22 protein-coding genes and 1 tRNA gene are annotated in these 22,123 nt (G+C 61.4%); 3 read left to right on the top strand and 20 right to left on the bottom strand.

The annotated features are described in order from the left end of the window. Positions 1 to 153 precede the first annotated feature (153 nt). From nuoI to P3T21_RS21665, 16 genes are all read right to left on the bottom strand, one after another. Positions 154 to 642, bottom strand: a complete 489-nt coding sequence (nuoI, locus tag P3T21_RS21740) for an NADH-quinone oxidoreductase subunit NuoI (protein ID WP_063495298.1) — start codon at positions 640 to 642, stop codon at positions 154 to 156. A 15-nt stretch (positions 643 to 657) separates the two neighbouring features. After that, positions 658 to 1,722: an NADH-quinone oxidoreductase subunit NuoH gene (gene nuoH, locus P3T21_RS21735; RefSeq protein ID WP_429258003.1), complete on the bottom strand. Its 1,065-nt coding sequence runs from the start codon at positions 1,720 to 1,722 to the stop codon at positions 658 to 660. Continuing rightward, positions 1,723 to 4,056, bottom strand: coding sequence for an NADH-quinone oxidoreductase subunit NuoG (gene nuoG, locus P3T21_RS21730; RefSeq protein ID WP_429258002.1), 2,334 nt, complete (start codon positions 4,054 to 4,056; stop codon positions 1,723 to 1,725). A 125-nt stretch (positions 4,057 to 4,181) separates the two neighbouring features. After that, entirely contained in the window at positions 4,182 to 5,510 is a 1,329-nt protein-coding gene (gene nuoF / locus P3T21_RS21725; RefSeq protein WP_429258001.1) for an NADH-quinone oxidoreductase subunit NuoF, read from the bottom strand. After that, entirely contained in the window at positions 5,507 to 5,992 is a 486-nt protein-coding gene (gene nuoE, locus P3T21_RS21720) for an NADH-quinone oxidoreductase subunit NuoE (RefSeq protein ID WP_228874847.1), read from the bottom strand. The genes nuoF and nuoE overlap by 4 nt, the downstream gene beginning before the upstream one ends. Before the next feature lie 122 nt (positions 5,993 to 6,114). Continuing rightward, positions 6,115 to 7,368, bottom strand: a complete 1,254-nt coding sequence (locus tag P3T21_RS21715; RefSeq protein ID WP_429258000.1) for an NADH-quinone oxidoreductase subunit D — start codon at positions 7,366 to 7,368, stop codon at positions 6,115 to 6,117. Positions 7,369 to 7,377: 9 nt separating this feature from the next. Next, entirely contained in the window at positions 7,378 to 7,980 is a 603-nt protein-coding gene (locus P3T21_RS21710) for an NADH-quinone oxidoreductase subunit C (RefSeq protein ID WP_429257999.1), read from the bottom strand. 24 nt (positions 7,981 to 8,004) lie between these two features. Further along, positions 8,005 to 8,484: a NuoB/complex I 20 kDa subunit family protein gene (locus tag P3T21_RS21705; protein WP_006052903.1), complete on the bottom strand. Its 480-nt coding sequence runs from the start codon at positions 8,482 to 8,484 to the stop codon at positions 8,005 to 8,007. 62 nt (positions 8,485 to 8,546) lie between these two features. Continuing rightward, complete coding sequence (locus tag P3T21_RS21700; RefSeq protein ID WP_090531360.1) at positions 8,547 to 8,906, bottom strand: NADH-quinone oxidoreductase subunit A; 360 nt, start codon at positions 8,904 to 8,906, stop codon at positions 8,547 to 8,549. 170 nt (positions 8,907 to 9,076) lie between these two features. Beyond that, positions 9,077 to 9,161: transfer RNA gene (locus tag P3T21_RS21695), tRNA-Leu, on the bottom strand. 113 nt (positions 9,162 to 9,274) lie between these two features. Next, the gene (secG, locus tag P3T21_RS21690) at positions 9,275 to 9,652 is read right to left on the bottom strand and encodes a preprotein translocase subunit SecG (RefSeq protein WP_429257998.1); all 378 of its coding nucleotides are present in this window, start codon (positions 9,650 to 9,652) and stop codon (positions 9,275 to 9,277) included. A gap of 96 nt (positions 9,653 to 9,748) precedes the next feature. After that, complete coding sequence (tpiA, locus tag P3T21_RS21685) at positions 9,749 to 10,531, bottom strand: triose-phosphate isomerase (RefSeq protein WP_429257997.1); 783 nt, start codon at positions 10,529 to 10,531, stop codon at positions 9,749 to 9,751. 129 nt (positions 10,532 to 10,660) lie between these two features. Further along, a complete protein-coding gene (locus P3T21_RS21680) occupies positions 10,661 to 11,677 on the bottom strand; it encodes an NAD(P)H-quinone oxidoreductase (RefSeq protein ID WP_429257996.1) in 1,017 nt (338 codons plus the stop codon). A 132-nt stretch (positions 11,678 to 11,809) separates the two neighbouring features. After that, positions 11,810 to 13,957: a polyribonucleotide nucleotidyltransferase gene (gene pnp, locus P3T21_RS21675; protein WP_429257995.1), complete on the bottom strand. Its 2,148-nt coding sequence runs from the start codon at positions 13,955 to 13,957 to the stop codon at positions 11,810 to 11,812. 296 nt (positions 13,958 to 14,253) lie between these two features. Next, positions 14,254 to 14,526 (bottom strand): 30S ribosomal protein S15, encoded by a 273-nt coding sequence (gene rpsO, locus P3T21_RS21670; RefSeq protein ID WP_025496081.1) that lies wholly within the window; start codon positions 14,524 to 14,526, stop codon positions 14,254 to 14,256. 152 nt (positions 14,527 to 14,678) lie between these two features. Further along, complete coding sequence (locus P3T21_RS21665; protein WP_429257994.1) at positions 14,679 to 15,938, bottom strand: branched-chain amino acid ABC transporter substrate-binding protein; 1,260 nt, start codon at positions 15,936 to 15,938, stop codon at positions 14,679 to 14,681. A 200-nt stretch (positions 15,939 to 16,138) separates the two neighbouring features. On the opposite strand from P3T21_RS21665, the gene P3T21_RS21660 reads away from it, so the two are divergent. Further along, positions 16,139 to 16,705 (top strand): hypothetical protein, encoded by a 567-nt coding sequence (locus P3T21_RS21660; protein ID WP_429257993.1) that lies wholly within the window; start codon positions 16,139 to 16,141, stop codon positions 16,703 to 16,705. An 87-nt stretch (positions 16,706 to 16,792) separates the two neighbouring features. Continuing rightward, complete coding sequence (locus P3T21_RS21655; protein WP_429257992.1) at positions 16,793 to 17,404, top strand: carbonic anhydrase; 612 nt, start codon at positions 16,793 to 16,795, stop codon at positions 17,402 to 17,404. A 149-nt stretch (positions 17,405 to 17,553) separates the two neighbouring features. Here the strand turns inward: P3T21_RS21655 and P3T21_RS21650 are convergent, their stop codons facing one another. After that, a complete protein-coding gene (locus P3T21_RS21650) occupies positions 17,554 to 19,098 on the bottom strand; it encodes a 2-isopropylmalate synthase (RefSeq protein ID WP_429257991.1) in 1,545 nt (514 codons plus the stop codon). A 161-nt stretch (positions 19,099 to 19,259) separates the two neighbouring features. Here P3T21_RS21650 and P3T21_RS21645 point away from each other — a divergent pair, with 161 nt between their 5' ends. Then, the gene (locus tag P3T21_RS21645) at positions 19,260 to 19,424 is read left to right on the top strand and encodes a hypothetical protein (protein ID WP_429257990.1); all 165 of its coding nucleotides are present in this window, start codon (positions 19,260 to 19,262) and stop codon (positions 19,422 to 19,424) included. On the opposite strand, the gene pssA is transcribed toward P3T21_RS21645, so the two are convergent. From pssA to ilvC, 3 genes are all read right to left on the bottom strand, one after another. Continuing rightward, positions 19,418 to 20,284 (bottom strand): CDP-diacylglycerol--serine O-phosphatidyltransferase, encoded by an 867-nt coding sequence (pssA, locus tag P3T21_RS21640; RefSeq protein ID WP_429257989.1) that lies wholly within the window; start codon positions 20,282 to 20,284, stop codon positions 19,418 to 19,420. The genes P3T21_RS21645 and pssA overlap by 7 nt on opposite strands. 20 nt (positions 20,285 to 20,304) lie before the next feature. Continuing rightward, positions 20,305 to 20,943: a phosphatidylserine decarboxylase gene (locus P3T21_RS21635; RefSeq protein ID WP_429257988.1), complete on the bottom strand. Its 639-nt coding sequence runs from the start codon at positions 20,941 to 20,943 to the stop codon at positions 20,305 to 20,307. A 140-nt stretch (positions 20,944 to 21,083) separates the two neighbouring features. Beyond that, positions 21,084 to 22,100, bottom strand: coding sequence for a ketol-acid reductoisomerase (gene ilvC, locus P3T21_RS21630; RefSeq protein WP_429257987.1), 1,017 nt, complete (start codon positions 22,098 to 22,100; stop codon positions 21,084 to 21,086). Positions 22,101 to 22,123: the final 23 nt, after the last annotated feature.

Genomic DNA, 22,123 nt, shown 5'->3' with positions numbered 1-22,123 from the left:
TAGGCCATCGTCAGGCATGGTTCTTTGGCACGCGCATCTGTCAAAACCAGCACACAGGTGCGAGGCCGAAGCGGTCAGACTTCAGCGCACGGCCCCAACAGCAGGCCGTTGCAGCGTCGAACTAATAGCGTTTCAGCAATGCTCAGGCGCGTTTCAACGATAGGGCGCGTCGGCCGCCTTGTTTGCAGCGATCTCGGCTTCATAGCGATCGCCTACGGCCAGCAGCATGTCCTTCGTGAAGTACAGGTCGCCGCGCTTTTCGCCGTGATATTCGAGGATGTGCGTCTCGACGATCGAATCGACGGGGCAGCTTTCTTCGCAGAAACCGCAGAAGATGCATTTGGTCAGGTCGATGTCGTAACGCGTCGTGCGGCGCGTGTTGTCCGCGCGCGTTTCCGATTCGATCGTAATGGCGAGTGCCGGGCACACCGCTTCGCACAGCTTGCAGGCGATGCAGCGTTCTTCGCCGTTCTCATAGCGGCGCAGTGCATGCAGGCCGCGGAAACGCGGCGAAATCGGCGTCTTTTCTTCGGGGAACTGCACCGTGATCTTGCGCTGGAACGCATAACGTCCAGTCAGCGCGAGGCCTTTCAGCAGCTCCGTCAGGAAGAAGGTCTTGAAGAAGTTTTGAATTGCGGTCATGGGTTCATCCGCCCTTTATTTCCAGATATTCAACGGCGACATGATCCAGAAGCCGACCACCACCAGCCACACCACGCAGACCGGAATGAAAATCTTCCAGCCCAGACGCATGATCTGGTCATAGCGATAGCGCGGGAATGTGGCACGCGCCCAGATGAACACCGACAGCAGGAAGAAAATTTTCGCGACGAGCCACACGATGCCCGGCACGAACGACAGGAAACCGAACGGCGCGCTCCAGCCACCGAGGAACATCGTCGCGGCGATCGCCGAGATCACGATCATGTTGATGTACTCGGCGAGGAAGAACAGCGCGAAAGCCATGCCCGAGTAATCGATCATGTGGCCAGCCACGATTTCCGACTCCCCTTCCACCACGTCGAACGGGTGGCGGTTCGTTTCAGCGATGCCGGAAATGAAGTAAACGACGAACATCGGCAGCAGCGGCAGCCAGTTCCATGACAGGAAGTTCAGACCGTAGCCCGCGAAAATGCCGCGTTCCTGCGAAGTGACGATGTCCGAGAGGTTCAGGCTTCCCGAGGTCATCAGCACGACGACGAGTGCGAAGCCCATCGAGATTTCGTACGACACCATCTGTGCCGCGGCGCGCATCGCACCGAGGAATGCGTACTTCGAGTTCGACGCCCAGCCGGCGAGAATCACGCCGTACACACCAACCGACGAAATCGCCATGGCGTACAGCAGACCGGCGTTGATGTCGCCGAGCACCGCGCCCGCCTGGAACGGAATCACCGCCCAGACCGCGAAGGCCGGCACCACCACCATGATCGGCGCAATCATGTAGATCCAGCGGCTTGCCTGCGTCGGCTGAATGACTTCTTTCAGCAGCAGCTTCAGCACGTCGGCGATTGGTTGCAACAAACCCATCGGGCCGACGCGGTTCGGACCGAGACGCACGTGCATCCAGCCGATCAGCTTCCGTTCCCACAGGATCAGGTAAGCCACGCACAGCAGGATCACGACGGACACCACCAGGATGCGCACCAGCGCCCACACCGTGGGCCATGCCACACCGAGGATCTGGGCGCCGCCCGAATTGATCGTTTCGAACAAGCTCATTTACGCCTTCTCCACCACCAGTTCACCGAACAGGCTGCCGAGCGCAGCACCAGCAGGCGTGCCTGCCGATACGCGGACGACCGTCTGCGCAAGGTTCGCATCACGCACGGCCGGCAGTTGCACCGACAGTTCGCCCTGGCGTACGCGGATCGCGTCGCCATCCTTCAGACCCAGCTTGTCGAACAGCGCAGCCGGCAGACCGACCGAATTCGCTGCGCGCGCCGCTGCCGTCAGGTGCAGCGACTCAGCGCGGCGCACCAGCGGATCGGCGTGGTAAATCGGTACATCGGCGATGCGTTCGAACTTGCCTTCGGCGACCTTCGCTGCGTTGCCGCGGGCAACCGCCACGCCAGCCTTGTTCGACAGACGCGATGTGAGATCGCCGTCGCCCAGTGCAGCCGTACGCACTTCTTCAGCCGTATCGAATTCGAAGCCCGGCACGCCGAGGATGCTGCCGAGCACGCGCAACACCTTCCATGCCGGACGTGTTTCGCCGAGTGGACGCACGACGCCGTTGAACGTCTGCACCGTCCCTTCAGCGTTGACGAACGTGCCGGCCGTTTCCGTGAACGGAGCGATCGGCAGCAGGACGTCAGCGTAGTCGGTGCCCGTCACGAACGACGACATCACGACGACCATTTCCGCCTGCTTCAACGCGGCCAGTGCCTGCGCCGGGTTCGCCGTATCGAATTCCGGCTCGAGGTTCAGCAGCACATAACCCTTGCGCGGCTGCTCGAACACTTCACGTGCGTTCAGACCGCCTGCGTCCGGCACTGCGCCGACGAGGTGTGCGCCGACCGTGTTCGCTGCTTCCGTGAGGAAGCCGAGCGCTGCACCGGTTGCGTCAGCGATCCATTGAGCCGCTGCGTGAATCTGCGCAAATTGCGGATGCTGGACAGCGCCGTTGCCAAGCAGCACGACGCGCGTCGAGCCACCCGCGAGCGATGCTGCGGCCTGCTTCGCCGCGTCCGATGCTTCGACGCCTGCGAGTGCTTCCGGCAGCGTTTCGCCACGCAGTTCAGCCACCGAGGCCGCGATGCCAGCAAGCTCGTCGAGCCATGCGGACGGCGCAGCGACAACGCGCTTCGCCTGCGGGATCAGTGCGTCGTCAGCGGTTGCCTGCACGAAAGTCAGCTTCGCACCACCCTTCGCAGCCTGACGCAGACGCGCGGCCAGCAGCGGATGATCGCGACGCAGTGTCGAGCCGACGATCAGTGCCGCATCGATATTCGACAGATCGGCGATGGCCGTACCCAGCCACGGCGTACCGTTGACCGGTGCCGAGAAATCGGACTGACGCAGACGGAAGTCGACGTTCGGCGTACCGACCGCCTGTGCGAGCTTCTTTAGCAGGAACAGTTCTTCGACCGTGCTGTGCGGGCTGGCGAGTGCAGCCAGCGCGTTCGCGCCGTGGTCGCCCTTGATGCCATTCAGACCCTTGACGACGTATTCGAGCGCCGTCTGCCAGTCGGTTTCAATCCACCTGCCGTCCTGCTTGAGCATCGGCTGCGTGAGGCGTTCCGCGCTATTCAGGGCTTCGTACGAGAAACGATCCTTGTCCGAGATCCAGCATTCGTTGATCGATTCGTTTTCGAACGGCAGCGCGCGCATCACGCGATTGTTCTTCACCTGCACCACGAGGTTCGCGCCGACGGAATCGTGCGGGCTCACCGACTTGCGGCGCGACAGTTCCCAGGTACGGGCGCTGTAGCGGAAAGGCTTGCTGGTCAACGCGCCGACCGGGCACAGGTCAATCATGTTGCCCGACAGTTCCGAATCCACCGTCTTGCCGACGAACGACGTGATTTCCGAGTGCTCGCCACGACCCAGCATGCCCAGTTCCATCACGCCGGCGACTTCCTGACCGAAACGGACGCAACGCGTGCAGTGAATGCAACGCGTCATTTCTTCCATCGAGATTAGCGGGCCAACGTTCTTGTGGAACACAACGCGCTTTTCTTCGCTATAACGCGACGACGACTTGCCATAACCCACTGCCAGATCCTGCAGCTGACATTCGCCGCCCTGGTCGCAGATAGGGCAATCAAGCGGGTGGTTGATCAGCAGGAATTCCATCACGGACTGCTGTGCCTTCACGGCCTTGTCCGACTTCGTGTGCACGATCATGCCCGCCGACACCGGCGTCGCGCATGCCGGCACAGCCTTCGGCATCTTCTCGACGTCGACAAGACACATCCGGCAGTTGGCCGCAATCGACAGCTTCTTGTGATAGCAGAAGTGAGGAATGTACGTATCGACCTTATGCGCAGCCTGGATCACCATGCTGCCTTCGGGCACCTCGACCTTCTTGCCGTCTATTTCAAGTTCAACCATGATGGTCAATCTTCCTTAACCTGTTACCGCTCAATCGTTCGCCCGCTCATTTGCCCATTCAATCGCCCGCTTTTTAGCAAGTCGAAGCGATGAATCCCCGCGGCTGGTGCTTTAGCGTTATTCGCCTAGGCGGCTACTGTTTCCGTTGCTGCTGCGGCTCCGGCATGGCCACCGACCATGCAGTGCTTGTGCTCGACGTGGTACGCAAACTCGTCCCAGTAGTGCTTCAGCATGCCGCGCACCGGCATCGCCGCTGCATCGCCGAGCGCGCAGATCGTGCGGCCCATGATGTTTTCAGCGACCGAGTTCAGCAGGTCCAGATCTTCCTGGCGGCCGAGCCCGTGTTCGATGCGATGCACGACGCGATACAGCCAGCCGGTGCCTTCACGGCACGGCGTGCACTGACCGCACGATTCTTCGTAATAGAAGTACGACAGACGCAAGAGCGAACGCACCATGCAACGCGTCTCGTCCATCACGATCACCGCGCCCGAGCCGAGCATCGAGCCGGCCTTCGCGATCGAGTCGTAGTCGAGATCGGTGTTCATCATGATGTCGCCCGGGATCACCGGTGCCGACGAACCGCCCGGGATCACAGCCTTGATCTTCCTGCCGCCACGCATGCCGCCGGCGAGGTCCATCAGCGTCGCGAACGGCGTGCCGAGCGGAACTTCGTAGTTGCCCGGACGTTCGATGTCGCCGGAGATCGAGAAGATCTTCGTGCCACCGTTGTTCGGCTTGCCCAGCTCGAGGTACGCCTGCGGGCCGATTTCCAGCAGGAACGGCACAGCAGCGAATGTCTCGGTGTTGTTGATCGTCGTCGGCTTGCCGAATGCGCCAAAGCTCGCCGGGAAAGGCGGCTTGAAACGCGGCTGGCCTTTCTTGCCTTCAAGCGATTCGAGCAACGCGGTTTCTTCGCCGCAGATGTAGGCGCCGTAACCGTGGTGCGCATGCAGTTCGAACGAAAAGCCCGAACCCATGATGTTCGCACCGAGAAACCCCGCGCGACGCGCTTCTTCAAGGGCTTCTTCGAAGACCTTGTAGGTTTCCCAGATTTCGCCGTGGATGTAGTTGTAGCCGACCGTGATGCCCATCGCGTATGCGCCGATGGCCATGCCTTCGATCAGCGAATGCGGATTCCAGCGCAGGATGTCGCGGTCTTTGAACGTGCCCGGTTCGCCTTCGTCCGAATTGCAGACGAGATACTTCTGCCCCGGAAACTGGCGCGGCATGAAGCTCCACTTCAGGCCGGTCGGGAAGCCCGCACCGCCACGGCCGCGCAGACCCGACGCTTTCACGTCGGCGATCACCTGCTCGGGCGGAATCTTTTCTTCCAGAATACGGCGCAGCTGCTTGTAACCGCCGCGCGCGACGTAATCTTCGAGATGCCAGTTGTCGCCGTTCAGGCCGGCGAGAATCAGCGGTTTGATGTGACGATCGTGTAAAGACGTCATTTCGAAAGTTCCTCGAGCAGCTGGTCGATCTTCTCGCGGCTCATGAAGCTGCACATACGGTGGTTGTTCACGAGCAGCACCGGCGCATCGCCACACGAGCCCATGCATTCACCCTCTTTCAGGGTGAACTGGCCGTCAGCAGTGGTTTCGCCGAAGTCGATGCCGAGTTTCTGTTTCAGGTATTCGGCGGCGCTTTCCGAACCGCCATCCGGACCGAGCTGGCACGGCAGGTTCGTGCAAAGCGTGATCTTGTACTTGCCGACCGGCGACGTGTTGTACATCGTGTAGAAGGTCGCAACCTCCTGCACGGCAACCGCGGGCATGCCAAGGTAGTCAGCCACGAACTGCATGATTTCGGGCGACAGCCACCCGTGCTCTTCCTGAGCAGTGGCCAACGCCGACATCACGGCGGACTGTTTCTGATCGGCGGGATACTTCGCGATCGCGCGATCGATTTCTTTCAGGCCTTCAGCTGAGATCATTTTCAGACACGACTCTTTCAATTCCTACCGAACGAAAACCTGCCGCTCACTACGTGCTGCGACAGACCCGGCGTTCCTTGCATGACGCGCGAGGGACCGCGCGCGCCGTTACGAATATCGCTCTAGCGATCCACTTCGCCGAACACAATGTCCTGCGTACCGATGATCGTCACAGCGTCGGCGATCATGTGACCGCGCGCCATTTCATCGAGCGCGGACAGGTGCGCATAACCCGGCGCGCGAATCTTCAGGCGATACGGCTTGTTCGCGCCATCCGAAATCAGATAGATGCCGAACTCGCCCTTCGGATGCTCGACCGCTGCATACGCCTCGCCTTCCGGCACATGGAAGCCTTCCGTGAAGAGCTTGAAGTGGTGAATCAACTCTTCCATGTTCGACTTCATGCCGACGCGCGACGGCGGCGCAATCTTGTGATTGTCGATCATCACCGGGCCCGGATTCTTGCGAAGCCACTCGATGCACTGTTTCACAATGCGCGTGGACTGGCGCATTTCTTCGACACGCACCAGATAGCGGTCGTAGCAGTCGCCGTTCACGCCAACCGGAATATCGAAATCCATCTTGTCATAGACTTCGTACGGCTGCTTCTTGCGCAGATCCCACTCGATGCCCGAACCGCGCAGCATCGCGCCGGTCATGCCGAGTTGCAGCGCACGTTCCGGGCTGACCACGCCAATGCCGACCAGACGTTGCTTCCAGATCCGGTTGTCGGTGAGCAGCGTTTCGTACTCGTCGACGCAGTGCGGGAAACGTGTAAAGAAATCGTCGATGAAGTCGAGCAGCGAACCTTGACGGTTCTCGTTCATCTTCGACAGCGCCTTCGCATTGCGAATCTTCGACGCCTTGTATTGCGGCATTGCGTCAGGCAGATCGCGATAGACGCCGCCCGGACGATAGTACGCTGCGTGCATCCGTGCACCGGACACTGCTTCGTACACGTCCATCAGGTCTTCGCGCTCGCGGAACGCGTACAGGAACACCGCCATTGCGCCGACGTCGAGTGCATGTGCGCCGATCCACATCAGGTGGTTCAGCACGCGCGTCACTTCGTCGAACATCACGCGGATGTACTGCGCGCGGATCGGTACTTCGATGCCGAGCAGCTTTTCGATTGCCATCACATAGCCGTGCTCGTTCACCATCATCGAAACGTAGTCGAGACGGTCCATGTACGGCACGGACTGGATGAAGGTTTTGGTTTCGGCGAGCTTTTCGGTCGCACGATGCAGGAGGCCAATGTGCGGATCGGCGCGCTGGATCACTTCGCCGTCGAGTTCGAGCACGAGGCGCAGCACACCGTGCGCGGCCGGGTGTTGCGGGCCGAAGTTGAGCGTGTAGTTTTTGATCTCTGCCATGGCGTTCTCTTAGTGTTTCAGACCGCCATAGCGATCCTCACGGATCACGCGCGGCGTGATTTCCCGCGGCTCGATCGTCACCGGCTGGTAGACGACGCGCTTCTCTTCCGGGTCGTAACGCATTTCGACATAGCCGGAAACCGGGAAATCCTTGCGGAACGGGTGGCCGATAAAGCCATAGTCGGTCAGGATCCGGCGCAGGTCCGGGTGACCTTCGAAGACGATGCCGTACAGGTCGAACGCTTCGCGCTCATACCAGTTGGCCGAACTCCAGATATCGACGACCGATGCAACGAGCGGCACTTCGTCGTCCGGGGCGAACACGCGCACACGCAGACGCCAGTTGTTCGCTACCGACAGCAGATGGAGCACCGCTGCGAAACGCGGGCCTTCGTAGGCACCATCGCCGTACGTCTGGTAATCGACGCCGCACAGGTCCATCAACTGCTCGAAGCCGAGCGATTTATCGTCACGCAGACGCGTCGCCACTTCGAGGTAATCACTCGCCTTGACGACGATCGTCAGCTCACCGATTGCTTCGGTGACGCTCAGCAGGCGGCCGCCAAAGGCCGCCTCGAGGTTCGCTTTGAGAGTCTCGAGTTTGCTTGCCATATTGTGGGGGAAGAGGCGTTGGCCTTATTGACGGGCGATGGTATTGGTGCGGCGGATCTTCGCCTGCAGCTGGATCACGCCGTAGACCAGCGCTTCCGCCGTGGGCGGACAACCCGGCACATAGACGTCGACCGGCACGATGCGATCGCAGCCACGCACCACCGAATACGAGTAGTGGTAGTAGCCGCCGCCGTTCGCGCACGAACCCATCGAGATCACCCAGCGCGGCTCGGCCATCTGGTCGTAGACCTTGCGCAGAGCAGGCGCCATCTTGTTGCACAGCGTGCCGGCGACGATCATCACATCCGACTGACGCGGACTCGGACGAAACACCACGCCGAAACGGTCGAGGTCGTAACGGGCAGCGCCCGCATGCATCATCTCGACCGCGCAACATGCGAGACCGAACGTCATCGGCCACAGCGAGCCGGTGCGCGTCCAGTTGATCAGCTTGTCAGCGGTGGTGGTGACAAACCCTTCCTTCAAGACCCCTTCGATACTCATTTGCTTTCCACTCCAGACGGGGCAGCAAGCCGTGCCACCCACGCAAACCGGCGATTAATCTGTCATTCCCAATCGAGGCCGCCCTTCTTCCAGATATAGGCGAAGCCAAGCAGGAATTCGAGCAGGAAAATCATCATCGCCATGAACCCGGGCCAGCCGATGTCGCGCAGGGCTACACCCCACGGGAACAGAAACGCGGTTTCAAGGTCGAAAATAATGAAGAGAATGGCAACCAGGTAGTAGCGCACGTCGAACTTCATGCGCGCATCTTCGAATGCCTCGAAGCCGCACTCGTACGGCGCGTTCTTCTCGGTGTCAGGCCGGTTGGGACCGAGGATCTTGCCGATACTGACCAGTGCTACGCCTAAACCGGTTCCAACAATAAGGAACAACAGGACGGGGAAATAGGCTGCGAGGTTCAAGACTATCCTCAATCGGTTGGTTCTGAATGTAGCCAGGGCGTGCAGCTTACCGCAGTTTCCTGACATCAAATCACTTCGGGCTACTTTGCAATGCAAGCAAATGGCAAGCAGCCCACCAGAAGTAAAAATGCCAGCCGAAGCAAAAGCAATCGGCTGGCATTAGATAACATTGGTGCCGACGGCGAGACTCGAACTCGCACAGCTTTCGCCACTACCCCCTCAAGATAGCGTGTCTACCAATTTCACCACGTCGGCACTACTGCAATCCGGGAAAACAAGCTATAAAACCCGCGAATCGCTTCAAGACTTCAATTGTAACTGGTTTAAACAGTTTGTTCAACGCACAAAAAGCGTTTCGACCGAAAATTTTATTTCGGCACGTCCTGGCCCGGAGCCGATGCAGCAGACGCCGCAACAGGCGCCGACACACCCGCCGGAGCGGACGCAGCAGAAGCCGAAACCGGAGCGGTCACTGCCGCGCCGAGCACGCCCACCGACGGTTTCGAGCGATACGAACCGAGGTACGTGAGCGTCAGCGTCGTGACGAAAAACACAGCGGCGAGCACGGCAGTGGTACGCGACAAAAAGTTTGCCGAGCCCGTCGCGCCGAAGAGACTTCCCGACGCGCCGCTGCCGAATGCAGCGCCCATATCGGCGCCCTTACCGTGCTGCAGCAAGACGAGGCCAATGACCCCAAGCGCCGACAGTAACTGAACGACGATGATCAACGTTTTCAAATACAGCATCACACTCACCTGAGAGTCTTTATTTAACCGCGCAACACAATGTGTGGTGCACGTAATGGGTCTTCCTCGCCCGGGCGCCCTGCCCGCCTGAGCGGCTTACGCCGCGTCGGCCATCACGGCTTGCGCCGCGCTGCAGATCGCCAGGAAATCCTTGTCCTTCAACGATGCGCCGCCAATCAGGCCGCCATCGATATCCGGCTGACGGAACAACTCTTCCGCGTTGTCGGGTTTCACACTGCCGCCATAGAGCACGTGCACATCGGCGACCGCTGCATCTTTTGCGGTGAGGCGCCCGCGCAAAAACGCATGAACCTGCTGCGCCTGTTCGGCCGTCGCACTCCTACCCGTGCCAATCGCCCAGACCGGCTCATAGGCCACCACGATGCGAACCGCCTCTTCCAGCGAAAGCTTCGCGAGCACGTCGTCAATCTGGGTGCCGACTACCAGCTCCGTCTCGCCCGCTTCACGCTGTTCGAGCGTTTCGCCGACACAGACAATCGGAATCAATCCCGCCTCAAGCGCACGCTGCGTCTTCGCGGCCACCAGCTCTGCGCTTTCGCGATGATACGCACGACGTTCCGAATGCCCGACGATCGCGAACTTCGCGCCGAAATCGGCGGCCATGTCCGCGGCTACTTCGCCGGTGTACGCACCTTCCTTGAACGCGGAGACATCCTGTACGCCCCAGGCCACGCGCGAACCTTCGAGCAACAACTGCGCCTGCGAAAGGTACGGGCACGGCACACACAGGCCCACCAGAATACCTTCCGGCAACGCATCGACGCCCTGCGCCACAGCCTTCAGCAGCCTCGCGTTATCGGCAAGGCGACCGAACATCTTCCAGTTACCGACTACCGCTTTTGCTCGTTGTTTCGACATTGTCTCGTCTTGTCATGAGACAGGCTCGGACACGAGGTCGGCCCGTCTTTCAGAATTCAATGAACCGTGCGTCGGGCGCAAAACATGCGATTTTACTGTGCGCAGACGGATCGGGTCAAACCAGTCGAATTAAACATCCGCGCCCCAATTCAGCACGATCTTGCCCACGTGCGTACTGCTTTCCATCAGCACATGCGCTTCGGCGGCCTGCGCAGCCGGAAACACGCGATGTACGACAGGCTTGATACGGCCACCCTCGATGTGCGGCCACACGTGCTCTTTCAGCTTCGCGGCGATTTTCGCCTTGAACTCGACCGGCTGCGGACGCAGCGTCGAACCGGTAATCGTCAGACGACGGCGCAGGATCTCGTTCAGGTTCACTTCCGCCTTCGCGCCGCCCAGCAGCGCGATCAACACCAGACGACCACCATTGGCGAGCGCCGTCAGTTCGCGCGGGATATAGCTGCCGGCCACCATATCGAGAATGACGTCGACGCCGCGATCGTTTGTCAGCGACTTCACCACTTCGACGAAATCTTCAGTCTTGTAGTTGATCGCGCGCTCGGCGCCCAGTTCTTCGCACGCGCGGCATTTGTCGTCCGATCCGGCGGTTGCGAACACGCGGAAACCCAGCGCATGCGCGATCTGGATCGCCGTCACGCCGATGCCGCTCGAACCGCCCTGCACCATGAACGTTTCGTTCGCGCCGCCCTCGCCCGCGCCCAGTTTCGCGCGATCGAACACGTTGCTCCACACTGTGAAGAAAGTCTCCGGCAGCGACGCCGCCTCGATATCGGTCAGGCCCTTCGGCACCGGCAGACATTGCGCAAGCGGCGCAACCGCGTATTCCGCGTAACCGCCGCCCGCGAGCAGCGCGCACACGCGATCGCCAATCTTCAGGCCAAACGGGTTGTGCTTCGCGTCGATCGAGCCGCCAACGATCTCGCCCGCCACTTCCAGCCCCGGCAGATCCGATGCGCCCGGCGGCGGCGCATACGCACCCTTGCGCTGGAACACGTCCGGACGGTTGATGCCCGACGCGGCCACCTTGATCAGCACTTCGCCCGCTTTCGGTTCTGGCATGGGCCGTTCGGCCAGCTTCAGAACGTCCGGCGCGCCGAATTCGGTAATCTCGATCGCTTTCATCTGCATCACCTCCAAAGGTGTGGATTGCACTGCAAACCCTGAGCCCGGGCCGGCCGGTTCGCAGTGCAATCCATCCTCCATGAAAAACGGCCGGCGCGCATTCACGCTACCGGCCGTCATTCCCCTACTGCATTACTGCGGCGTCGGCTCGCCTTGCGGCGCGCCAGCCGGCGTTTCGTTCAGCAACGCCTTGGCCGACAGACGCACACGACCCTTCTCGTCCGTCTGGATGACCTTGACCTTCACGTGCTGGCCGTCCTTCAGGTAGTCGTTGATATCCTTGATGCGCTCGTTCGCGATCTCGGAAATGTGCAACAGACCGTCCTTGCCCGGCAGGATGTTGACGATCGCGCCGAAATCCAGCAGCTTGAGAACCGTACCGTCATACACCTGACCGACTTCGACTTCCAGCGTGATGTTTTCGATACGCTTCTTCGCTTCGGCCATGCCTTCGCTGCTCGTGCTTGCGATGGTGACCACGCCGTCGTCCGAAATATCGATCGTCGTGCCGGTTTCTTCGGTCAGCGCGCGGATCACCGAACCACCCTTGCCGATCACGTCACGGATCTTTTCCGGATTGATCTTGATGGTGATCATGCGCGGCGCGAATTCCGACAGTTCCGTGTTCGCACCCGAAACAGCCGAGGTCATCTTGCCGAGGATGTGCATGCGGCCTTCCTTCGCCTGAGCGAGCGCGACCTGCATGATTTCCTTCGTGATGCCCTGGATCTTGATGTCCATCTGCAGCGCGGTCACGCCTTGTTCCGTACCCGCAACCTTGAAGTCCATGTCGCCGAGGTGATCTTCGTCGCCGAGGATGTCGGTCAGGACGGCAAACTTGTTACCTTCGAGGATCAGCCCCATCGCGATGCCGGCGACGTGCGCCTTCATCGGCACGCCGGCGTCCATCAGCGCGAGGCAGCCGCCGCACACCGAAGCCATCGACGACGAACCGTTCGATTCCGTGATTTCCGACACGACGCGGATCGAGTAGCCGAATTCTTCAGCGCTCGGCAGGCACGCGACGAGCGCGCGCTTGGCCAGACGGCCGTGACCGATTTCACGGCGCTTCGGCGAACCGACGCGGCCCGTTTCGCCGGTCGCGAACGGAGGCATGTTGTAGTGAAGCATGAAGCGTTCGCGGTATTCGCCTTCGAGCGCGTCGATGTTCTGTTCGTCGCCCTTCGTGCCGAGCGTCGCGATCACCAGCGCCTGCGTTTCGCCACGCGTGAACAGTGCCGAACCGTGCGTACGCGGCAGCACGCCGGTACGGATTTCGATCGGGCGCACCGTGCGCGTGTCGCGGCCGTCGATACGCGGCTCGCCGTTCAGGATCTGCGTACGGACGATCTTCGCTTCGATGTCGAACAGCACGTTGCCGACAGTTGCCTTGTCGGCGGCGACCGTGCCGGCAGCAGCGGCTTCTTCTTCCAGCTTTGCCGACGTGGCTGCGTAGACTTCCTTCAGCTTCGTCGAGCGCGCCTGCTTGTCGCGGATCTGGTACGCGGCGAGCAGATCGGCTTGCGCCAGTTCCGACACGCGTGCGATCAGCGCTTCGTTCTTCGCAGCCGGCTTCCAGTCCCATTCCGGCTTGCCGCCTTCACGGACGAGCTCGTGGATCGCGTCGATCGCGATCTGCATCTGCTCGTGACCGAACACCACTGCGCCGAGCATGACTTCTTCGGTCAGTTGCTGCGCTTCCGATTCCACCATCAGCACTGCACGTTCCGTACCGGCGACGATCAGGTCGAGCGCCGATTCCTTCATTTGCGGACGCGTCGGGTTCAGCACGAATTCGTTGTTGATGTAGGCCACGCGTGCTGCGCCGACCGGGCCGTTGAACGGCAGACCGGACACGGCGAGCGCTGCCGACGCGCCGATCAGCGCGGGAATGTCAGCAGGCACATCAGGGTTCAGCGACAGGACGTGGATCACGACCTGGACTTCGTTGTAGAAGCCTTCCGGGAACAGCGGACGCAGCGGACGGTCGATCAGGCGCGAGATCAGCGTTTCGCCTTCCGACGGACGGCCTTCGCGACGGAAGAAGCCACCCGGTATCTTGCCGGCAGCGTAGGTCTTTTCGAGGTAGTCGACGGTCAGCGGGAAGAAATCCTGGCCAGGCTTTGCCGTCTTGGCACCGACAACGGTGGCCAGCACAACGGTGTCTTCGACGTCGACGAGCACCGCACCGCTTGCCTGGCGGGCGATTTCGCCCGTCTCGAGGCGAACGTTATGTTGTCCCCATTTGAATTCTTTGACGATCTTGTTGAACATAGTCACTCCTTTTCTCTTCGTTATGCCGCGCGGACGGGCAGCGGCGCGGCAACGCCAGAGCCGGCGCCACACGGGAAGAGAAGTGTTATGCCATTCCAGAGAACCACGCTTAAGCGCGCGAACCGCTGGAATGACACAAAACTCTGCCCTGAGGCCCGGCCGTGTTCCGGTCACCCGCCGCATGATCTTCCATGCGCACCGCGGATGACATTTCGATGCGCCCCACATGAAGCGCACCGTTCAAAAACAAAATGCCTGTATCAGTTGACTGACACAGGCATCTTGCTGAGAGACTAACCCGATTACTTACGCAGACCCAGCTTCTCGATCAGCGCACGGTAACGGTCAGCGTCCTTGCCCTTCAGGTAGTCGAGCAGCTTACGACGACGGCTCACCATGCGCAGCAGACCGCGGCGGCTGTGGTGATCCTTCGTGTGAGCCTTGAAGTGAACGGTCAGTTCGTTGATGCGCGTCGTGAGCAGCGCGACCTGAACTTCGGGGGAGCCGGTGTCGTTAGCTGCGCGTGCGAATTGCGCAACGACGTCGGACTTCTTGCTTGTTTCAACTGCGGACATGTTGATTTCCTTAAGTACTAGACAGGCGGTCACGGAAGAAAGGCCGTGCCGTGGGGTTACAACGAGGGGCGTATTGTAGCACAGCCCGAACGGGCCGCGAACCCTCCCTTACAACCCTGAACGGGCCGGCCCAAAGGGCGCGACCGGCGCGCTCACGGGCGTTTCATGCGACAAACCGCCGGCGGCACGGTGCGCACCGCCGGCAGCGCCAGCACCGTACGGAATCCGTAGCCGGAGCCCTCGTTGTCGAAGCGCACGCCCGGCGTACCGGCCTTGTCCATCTCCATCACATAAAGGGGCTGGATGAATTGATGATCCTCCGCGCGCATCCACGATGAGTGGAAGCCGTTATCGAACTTCATACCCTCCAGCGCCTTCGCGACGGCCTCGGGCTGGGCGCTGGCCGCGCTGTTCATCGCGGCGGCGAGCATCTCGATCATCATTTCCATGCGTAGCACAGGATAGTCATCGGCTGCGGCGGGAAAACGGGTACGGAAGGCTTTGTACCACGCGTCTGAGGCCCCGCCACCAGCGTTCGGATGCCAGTCCGCAACCGCCACCACCCTGCCGACGCCCGCATCGCCGAGCGCAGCCGGCGCGCCGAGACTATTGCCGTAGAACGTATAGAACTTCGTGTTGAGTCCCTGCTCGCGCGCCGCCTTGACCAGCAGCGTCAGGTCGTTGCCCCAGTTGCCGGTCACGACCGCGTCCGCGCCGCTCGCGCGGATTTTCGCGACGTAAGGCGCGAAATCCTTCACGCGCCCAACCGGATGGAATTCATCGCCGACGATAGTGATATCCGGTCGCTTTGCCTTGAGCGTTACACGCGCCAGCGCGCTGACATCGTGGCCAAAGCTGTAATCCTGGTTCAGCAGATAGATTTTCTTCACGGACAGGTCGCGCTGGATCACGTCGGCGAGCGCGTCCATGCGCATGCCGGCGTGCGCGTCGAAGCGAAAATGCCAGAAGCTGCAGTTTGCGTTGGTCAGCGCGGGATCGTCGGCGGAATAGTTGAGGAACAGTTCGCGGTTATCCAGCTCGCGGGCGTTCTGCTTTTCGATCGCGGTCAGCAGCGCCGCGGCGACCGCCGAACTGTTGCCCTGCAGGATGTAGCCGATATGCTGGTCCGCCGCCGCGCGCAGTTGCACGAGCGCCTCTTCGGCGCTGCCCTTGCTGTCGAGCACGACGAGCTCGAGCGGATGCGCGCCGTCGGCGAGCTTCACGCCGCCCGCTGCGTTCACGCGCTCGACGCCGAGCCGCAGGTTCCGCTCCACCGCCGCGCCGGCGTTGGCAAACGGCCCCGACATGCCTTCGATCAGCGCGAGCCGCACCGGCTCGCCGCCGGCGTGCGCGGCCGTCATCGAGACTGCCGCGAGCGCGGCCAGCGCCGTTCGCATCCAGTTCGCCACCATCGTTGCTCCTGCTGTGGTTGGTTCATTCGAAGCGCGGATCATAGAGGCGTGCGCGGCGTCGGGCAAGCGTGCGCGCGATGCGCCGCAGGTGCGCCGTCACGCACCGCCGGCAAATCTTTTGCCGCGCCGCATGTCAAAATGACGTGGCTCCATGACAAAAAATGTAACGCGAGGCCACCAGAATGCCATCGGAGGAATTCATGTTTAACCGCCTCTCAACCGCGCCCGCCGCGACCCCGACGTCAGGACAGCCGGCAGAGCCACGCCGGCGTCTGCGGCGCGCGGCGCTCGCCTGCGTCGGCGTGCTGATGCTCGCGGGCTGTGCGCAGCCGTGGCAGCAGTTCCGGCCGGGCGAGGACCAGTCCGCGCTGATCACCCGCCTCGGCGCGCCGCGCGAAACGTATGACCTGCCGAACGGCAGCAGGCGTCTGATGTGGCCAACCCAGCCGATGGGCGAAACCACCACCGCCGCGGACGTCGACGCCGCCGGCAAGATTCTGTCCGTGCGTCAGGTGCTGCAACCCAACGAGTTTTATCGCGCCGATATCGGCAAGTGGACGCGCGACGATGTCCTCGTCAATTTCGGGCGCCCGGTGGAAACGTCGTACTTCCCGCTGATGAAGCGCGAGGTCTGGACCTACCGGTATCTCGAAGACAACATCTGGTACATGATGTTCAGCTTCTACTTCGACGATCAGGGTGTACTTCGGACCACGCAGAAAAGCCCGGATCCGCTGCACGACCCGAGCCGCCGCAACTTCTTCTGACCTTATCGCCGTCATTCGAGCACGCAGGCCGCCTCGTTTCCGAGGCGGCCTTTCTGTTCATCACCCGCCCCTCCGGAGCCGCTTTCGATGAACCTTCCACGACAGATGCTGGCCGCCAATGCCGAATGGGCAGAAGAAACCCTCGCGCGCGACCCGCTTTTCTTCAAGGAACTGTCACAGGGACAGAATCCACAGGTACTGTGGATCGGCTGCTCGGACAGCCGCGTCCCCGCCGAGACCATCACACATTGCCAGCCGGGCGATCTGTTCGTCCATCGCAACATTGCGAACCTTTTCCCGCCCGACGACGACAACTGCGCGAGCGTGCTCGAATACGCAGTGCGCGTGCTGAAGGTCGGTCACGTGATCGTCTGTGGCCACTATGGTTGCGGTGGCGTACGGGCCGCGCTGCTGCCGCCGTCGCCGGAGTTGCCGCATGTCAACCGGCGGATCGCGCCGCTTTGCGCGCTCGCGCAGACGCATCGCCACGAGCTTGACGTCCATGCGTCGGAGGACGGGCGCATTAACCGGCTCGCCGAACTGAATGTGCTGGAACAGGTTCAGCGGCTGCGTGACACCGCCATCGTGCGCGAAAGCCGGCCTGCGCCGCTCGTGCACGGCTGGATCTTTTCGCTCGACGACGGACGCATCAATGTCGTCGCATCGGGTTATTCCGGCGATGAGCCCGCTAGCGCGTAGGCGGTTTCGTTCACGCGAGTGCCGCGAGCATACGCCGCGGCGACACGCACGTGGCCCGGAAAGCAAAAACCCCGTGCTCTCGTGAAGCACGGGGTTTCAAATGAACGAACGCGCGGGACCGCACCCTGCGTCCCGCATATCAACATGCGTTATGAACGTTGCGGGTTCAGCTTGTCGAAGTTCGAGTACAGCTTGTTGAGCGCCGAGATATAAGCCTTGGCGGAAGCCGCGACGATATCCGGATCGGTGCCGACGCCGTTCACAATGCGGCCGCTCTTCGACAGACGCACCGTCACTTCGCCCTGCGCCTGCGTGCCCGTCGTGATTGCGTTCACCGAATACAGCAGCAGTTCCGAACCGCTGCCCACTTCGGTTTCGATCGCGTTCAGCGTGGCGTCAACCGGGCCGTTGCCGTTCGCTTCGCCGGTCACTTCCTTGCCTTCTATCGAGAACACGATCTTCGCGTGCGGCTGCTCGCCCGTTTCCGAATGCTGCGACAGCGACACGAACCTGTAATGTTCCTTTTCGTAAGCTTCAGCGGATTCTTCCGTGACGATCGCGATGATGTCTTCGTCGAAGATTTCCGACTTGCGGTCGGCCAGTTCCTTGAAGCGCGCGAACGCCGTGTTCAGTTCGCCTTCGCTTTCCAGCGAAATGCCGAGTTCCTGCAGACGCTGCTTGAACGCATTACGGCCCGAGAGCTTGCCGAGCACGATCTTGTTCGCGCTCCAGCCCACATCTTCGGCCCGCATGATTTCGTAGGTGTCGCGCGCCTTCAGGACGCCGTCCTGGTGAATGCCCGACGCGTGCGCAAACGCATTTGCGCCGACCACCGCCTTGTTCGGCTGCACGACAAAGCCGGTGATCTGCGACACGAGCTTCGACGCCGGCACGATCTGCGTCGTGTCGATACCGAGATCGAGGCCGAAATAATCCTTGCGGGTCTTCACGGCCATCACGATTTCTTCGAGCGACGTATTGCCCGCGCGCTCGCCGAGACCGTTGATCGTGCATTCGACTTGACGCGCGCCACCGATCTGCACGCCGGCCAGCGAGTTCGCCACGGCCATGCCGAGGTCGTTATGGCAATGCACGGAGAACACGGCCTTGTGCGAATTCGGGATGCGTTCGCGCAGATCCTTCACGAGCTTGCCGTACAGTTCCGGCACGCCGTAGCCGACCGTGTCAGCGATATTGATCGTGGTCGCGCCTTCGGCGATCACGGCTTCGAGCACGCGGCACAGGAAGTCCATGTCCGAGCGGCTGCCGTCTTCCGGCGAGAATTCGACGTCGTCTGTGAACTTGCGCGCGAAGCGCACCGCCAGCTTTGCCTGCTCGAACACCTGGTCGGGCGTCATGCGCAGCTTCTTTTCCATGTGCAGCGGCGACGTGGCAATGAACGTATGGATGCGGAAGCGCTCAGCGGGCTTCAACGCATCGGCGGCACGCTGGATGTCCTTGTCGTTCGCGCGGGCGAGCGAGCAGATCGTGCTTTCCTTGATCATCGACGCGATCGTGTGGATCGAATCGAAGTCGCCATTCGAGCTGGCCGCGAAGCCGGCTTCGATGACGTCCACTTTCATCCGTTCGAGCTGCTTCGCGATACGGATTTTCTCTTCCTTGGTCATCGACGCACCGGGCGATTGCTCGCCGTCGCGCAACGTCGTGTCGAATATGATCAGCTTGTCTGCCATGTCGGGTCTCCGGGGACTCAATCAAATGTGGGGATGAAGAAACGGAATTCGGGTGTTTGCGCCACCGCTGGCGACGCTCAACAACAGACGAGGCAGACGGGGGGCGAAAACGATCAGCGCGGCAGGCGCGCTAGCGCTAGTGCGCATAGAGGCGCACCGGCTTGAAGAGACAGGAAGGGGAACTGGAAAATAACCATGTCAGCGACTATAGCGGCATTCCGGAAAACGTGCAATTAGCGGCATTCCCTGCTCCGGAAATGAAAAACAGCAGCCCTGAGGCTGCCGTTTTCCCGCTTCCATCCCGGTCGCGTGAGCAGCGTCAGTGATCGCGCTGCGACGAACGGGCCGGATTCGCCCTGCCCCGGAGCGCCTGGTAGGCCCAGAACACATAGCCCGACAGGCCGTACAGCACAAACAGACCGAACAGCATCAACGGCGGATCGGACGAAACCAGCACGAACGCCATCACCACCAGCAGGATCACGCCGAACGGCACGCGATGCCGCACGTCGAGCGCCTTGCCGCTGTAGAACGGCGCGTTCGACACCATTGTCACGCCTGCATAGATCGTCAGCACGAACGCGACCCACGGCAGCCAGACGAGCTTGAGCGGCACGCGGTTATCGGTGGCGAGCCACACGAAGCCCGCGATCAGCGCCGCCGCAGCCGGACTTGGCATGCCCTGGAAGAACCGCTTGTCCACCACGCCGATGTTCGTGTTGAAGCGCGCGAGCCGCAACGCTGCGCCCGAGCAGTACACGAACGCCGCAAGCCAGCCCCAGCGGCCAAGGTCCTTCAGGATCCATTCGTACATCACGAGCGCCGGCGCGACGCCGAACGACACCATGTCGGAGAGGCTGTCGAACTGTTCGCCGAACGCGCTCTGCGTATGCGTCATACGCGCGACGCGGCCGTCCATGCCGTCGAGCACCATCGCGACGAAGATCGCGATCGCCGCGACTTCAAAGCGCACGTTCATCGCCTGCACGACGGCGAAGAAGCCGCAGAACAGCGCGGCGGTCGTGAAGGCATTCGGCAGCAGATAGATGCCGCGCTTGCGAAGGAACTGCTGGCGGGCGGCGCGCCGGCTATCGACTACGCCCGGCTCCTGGATCGGCTTGTTGCGGCGGAAAGGCCGCGGCTGCGGGCCGGCGCTACGGGGTCGACGCGATTTGAATGCGGCCATCGAAACCTCCTTGTGCCGCGTTATAGTTCAGCGAGGATCGTCGACGAGGCAGACACCTTCTCGCCAATCGACACACGTGGACGGCTGCCCACCGGCAGATACACGTCGACACGCGAGCCGAATCGGATGAAGCCGTAGCGCTGACCACGCGTGAGCGGTTCGCCCGCGCGCACATAGCAAAGAATCCGGCGTGCAATCAACCCTGCGATCTGCACCGACGTCACCGTCTGGCCGCCAGCCGTTTCGATCACCAGCGCATTGCGCTCGTTCTCGAGCGAGGCTTTATCGACTGCAGCATTCAGGTAAGCACCCGGAAAATATTCGACCTTCGAAATCGCGCCGTCCACCGGCGAGCGTTGCGAGTGGACGTTGAACACATTCATGAACACGCTGATCTTCAGCGCTTCCCGGTTCGCGTACGGATCATGTGCCGTCTCGACAGCGACGATGCGACCGTCGGCGGGACACAGCACAGCGTTGGCCTGCGTGGGAATCGGGCGAGCCGGATCGCGGAAGAACTGAACGATGAAAATCAGGATCAGCCAGAACGGCCATGCAAAGCCGAACCCCGCGATGGCATGGATCAACAACGCAACGACGGCCGCGATGGCGATGAACGGCCAGCCTTCGCGCGCGATGATCGGATGAGGGTAATTCATGAGTGGCTTCAGTATTTTTGTAAAACCGTAGGATAGCAAAAGCCGCCCAGGGTTCATCACACCTGGACGGCTTTTGGGACATCCGGTGAAGCGTTCGCGATTGCTGCGAACGCACAAACCGGATAGAAGAGCGCGCTAGCCTAGTTCTTCGACTGGTCGACCAGCTTGTTCGCAGCGATCCACGGCATCATCGAGCGCAGCTTTGCACCGACCGTTTCGATCTGGTGCTCAGCCGTCAGACGGCGACGCGATTGCAGCGTCGGTGCGCCAGCGCGGTTTTCGATGATGAAGCTCTTTGCGTACTCGCCCGTCTGAATGTCGGTGAGAACCTGCTTCATCGCCTTCTTCGTTTCGGCCGTCACGATCTTCGGACCCGTCACGTACTCGCCATATTCGGCATTGTTCGAGATCGAGTAGTTCATGTTCGCGATGCCGCCTTCGTAGATCAGGTCGACGATCAGCTTCAGTTCGTGCAGGCACTCGAAGTACGCCATTTCCGGCGCGTAGCCCGCTTCCACCAGCGTCTCGAAGCCAGCCTTGATCAGGTCGACCGTGCCGCCGCACAGCACGGCCTGTTCGCCGAACAGGTCGGTTTCGGTTTCTTCGCGGAAGTTCGTTTCGATGATGCCGGCACGGCCGCCGCCGTTCGCTGCTGCGTACGACAGTGCGATGTCACGCGCTGCGCCCGACTTGTCCTGCGCGACCGCGATCAGGTGCGGCACGCCGCCGCCTTGCGTGTACGTGCCGCGCACCGTGTGGCCCGGCGCCTTCGGCGCGATCATGATCACGTCGAGGTCAGCGCGCGGAATCACCTGGCCGTAATGCACGTTGAAGCCGTGCGCGAATGCGAGGGCCGCGCCCTGCTTGGCGTTCGCATGCACTTCCTTTGCGTAGACCTCGGCGATCTGCTCGTCCGGCAACAGCATCATGACGACGTCTGCGCCCTTCACGGCTTCGGCCACTTCCTTGACCTTCAGGCCGGCGTTCTCAGCCTTGCTCCACGATGCGCCACCCTTGCGCAGACCCACCGTCACGTTCACGCCGCTTTCGCTCAGGTTCAGCGCGTGGGCATGGCCTTGCGAGCCGTAACCGATGATGGTGACCTGCTTGCCTTTGATGAGGGAGAGGTCGGCGTCCTTGTCGTAGAAAACTTTCATGTTCGTTCCTTGGCAATATTCAG

This window comes from Paraburkholderia sp. GAS334, assembly GCF_050436625.1.
Taxonomy (GTDB): Bacteria; Pseudomonadota; Gammaproteobacteria; order Burkholderiales; family Burkholderiaceae; genus Paraburkholderia.
This window is presented reverse-complemented; position numbering and strand designations above follow the sequence as displayed.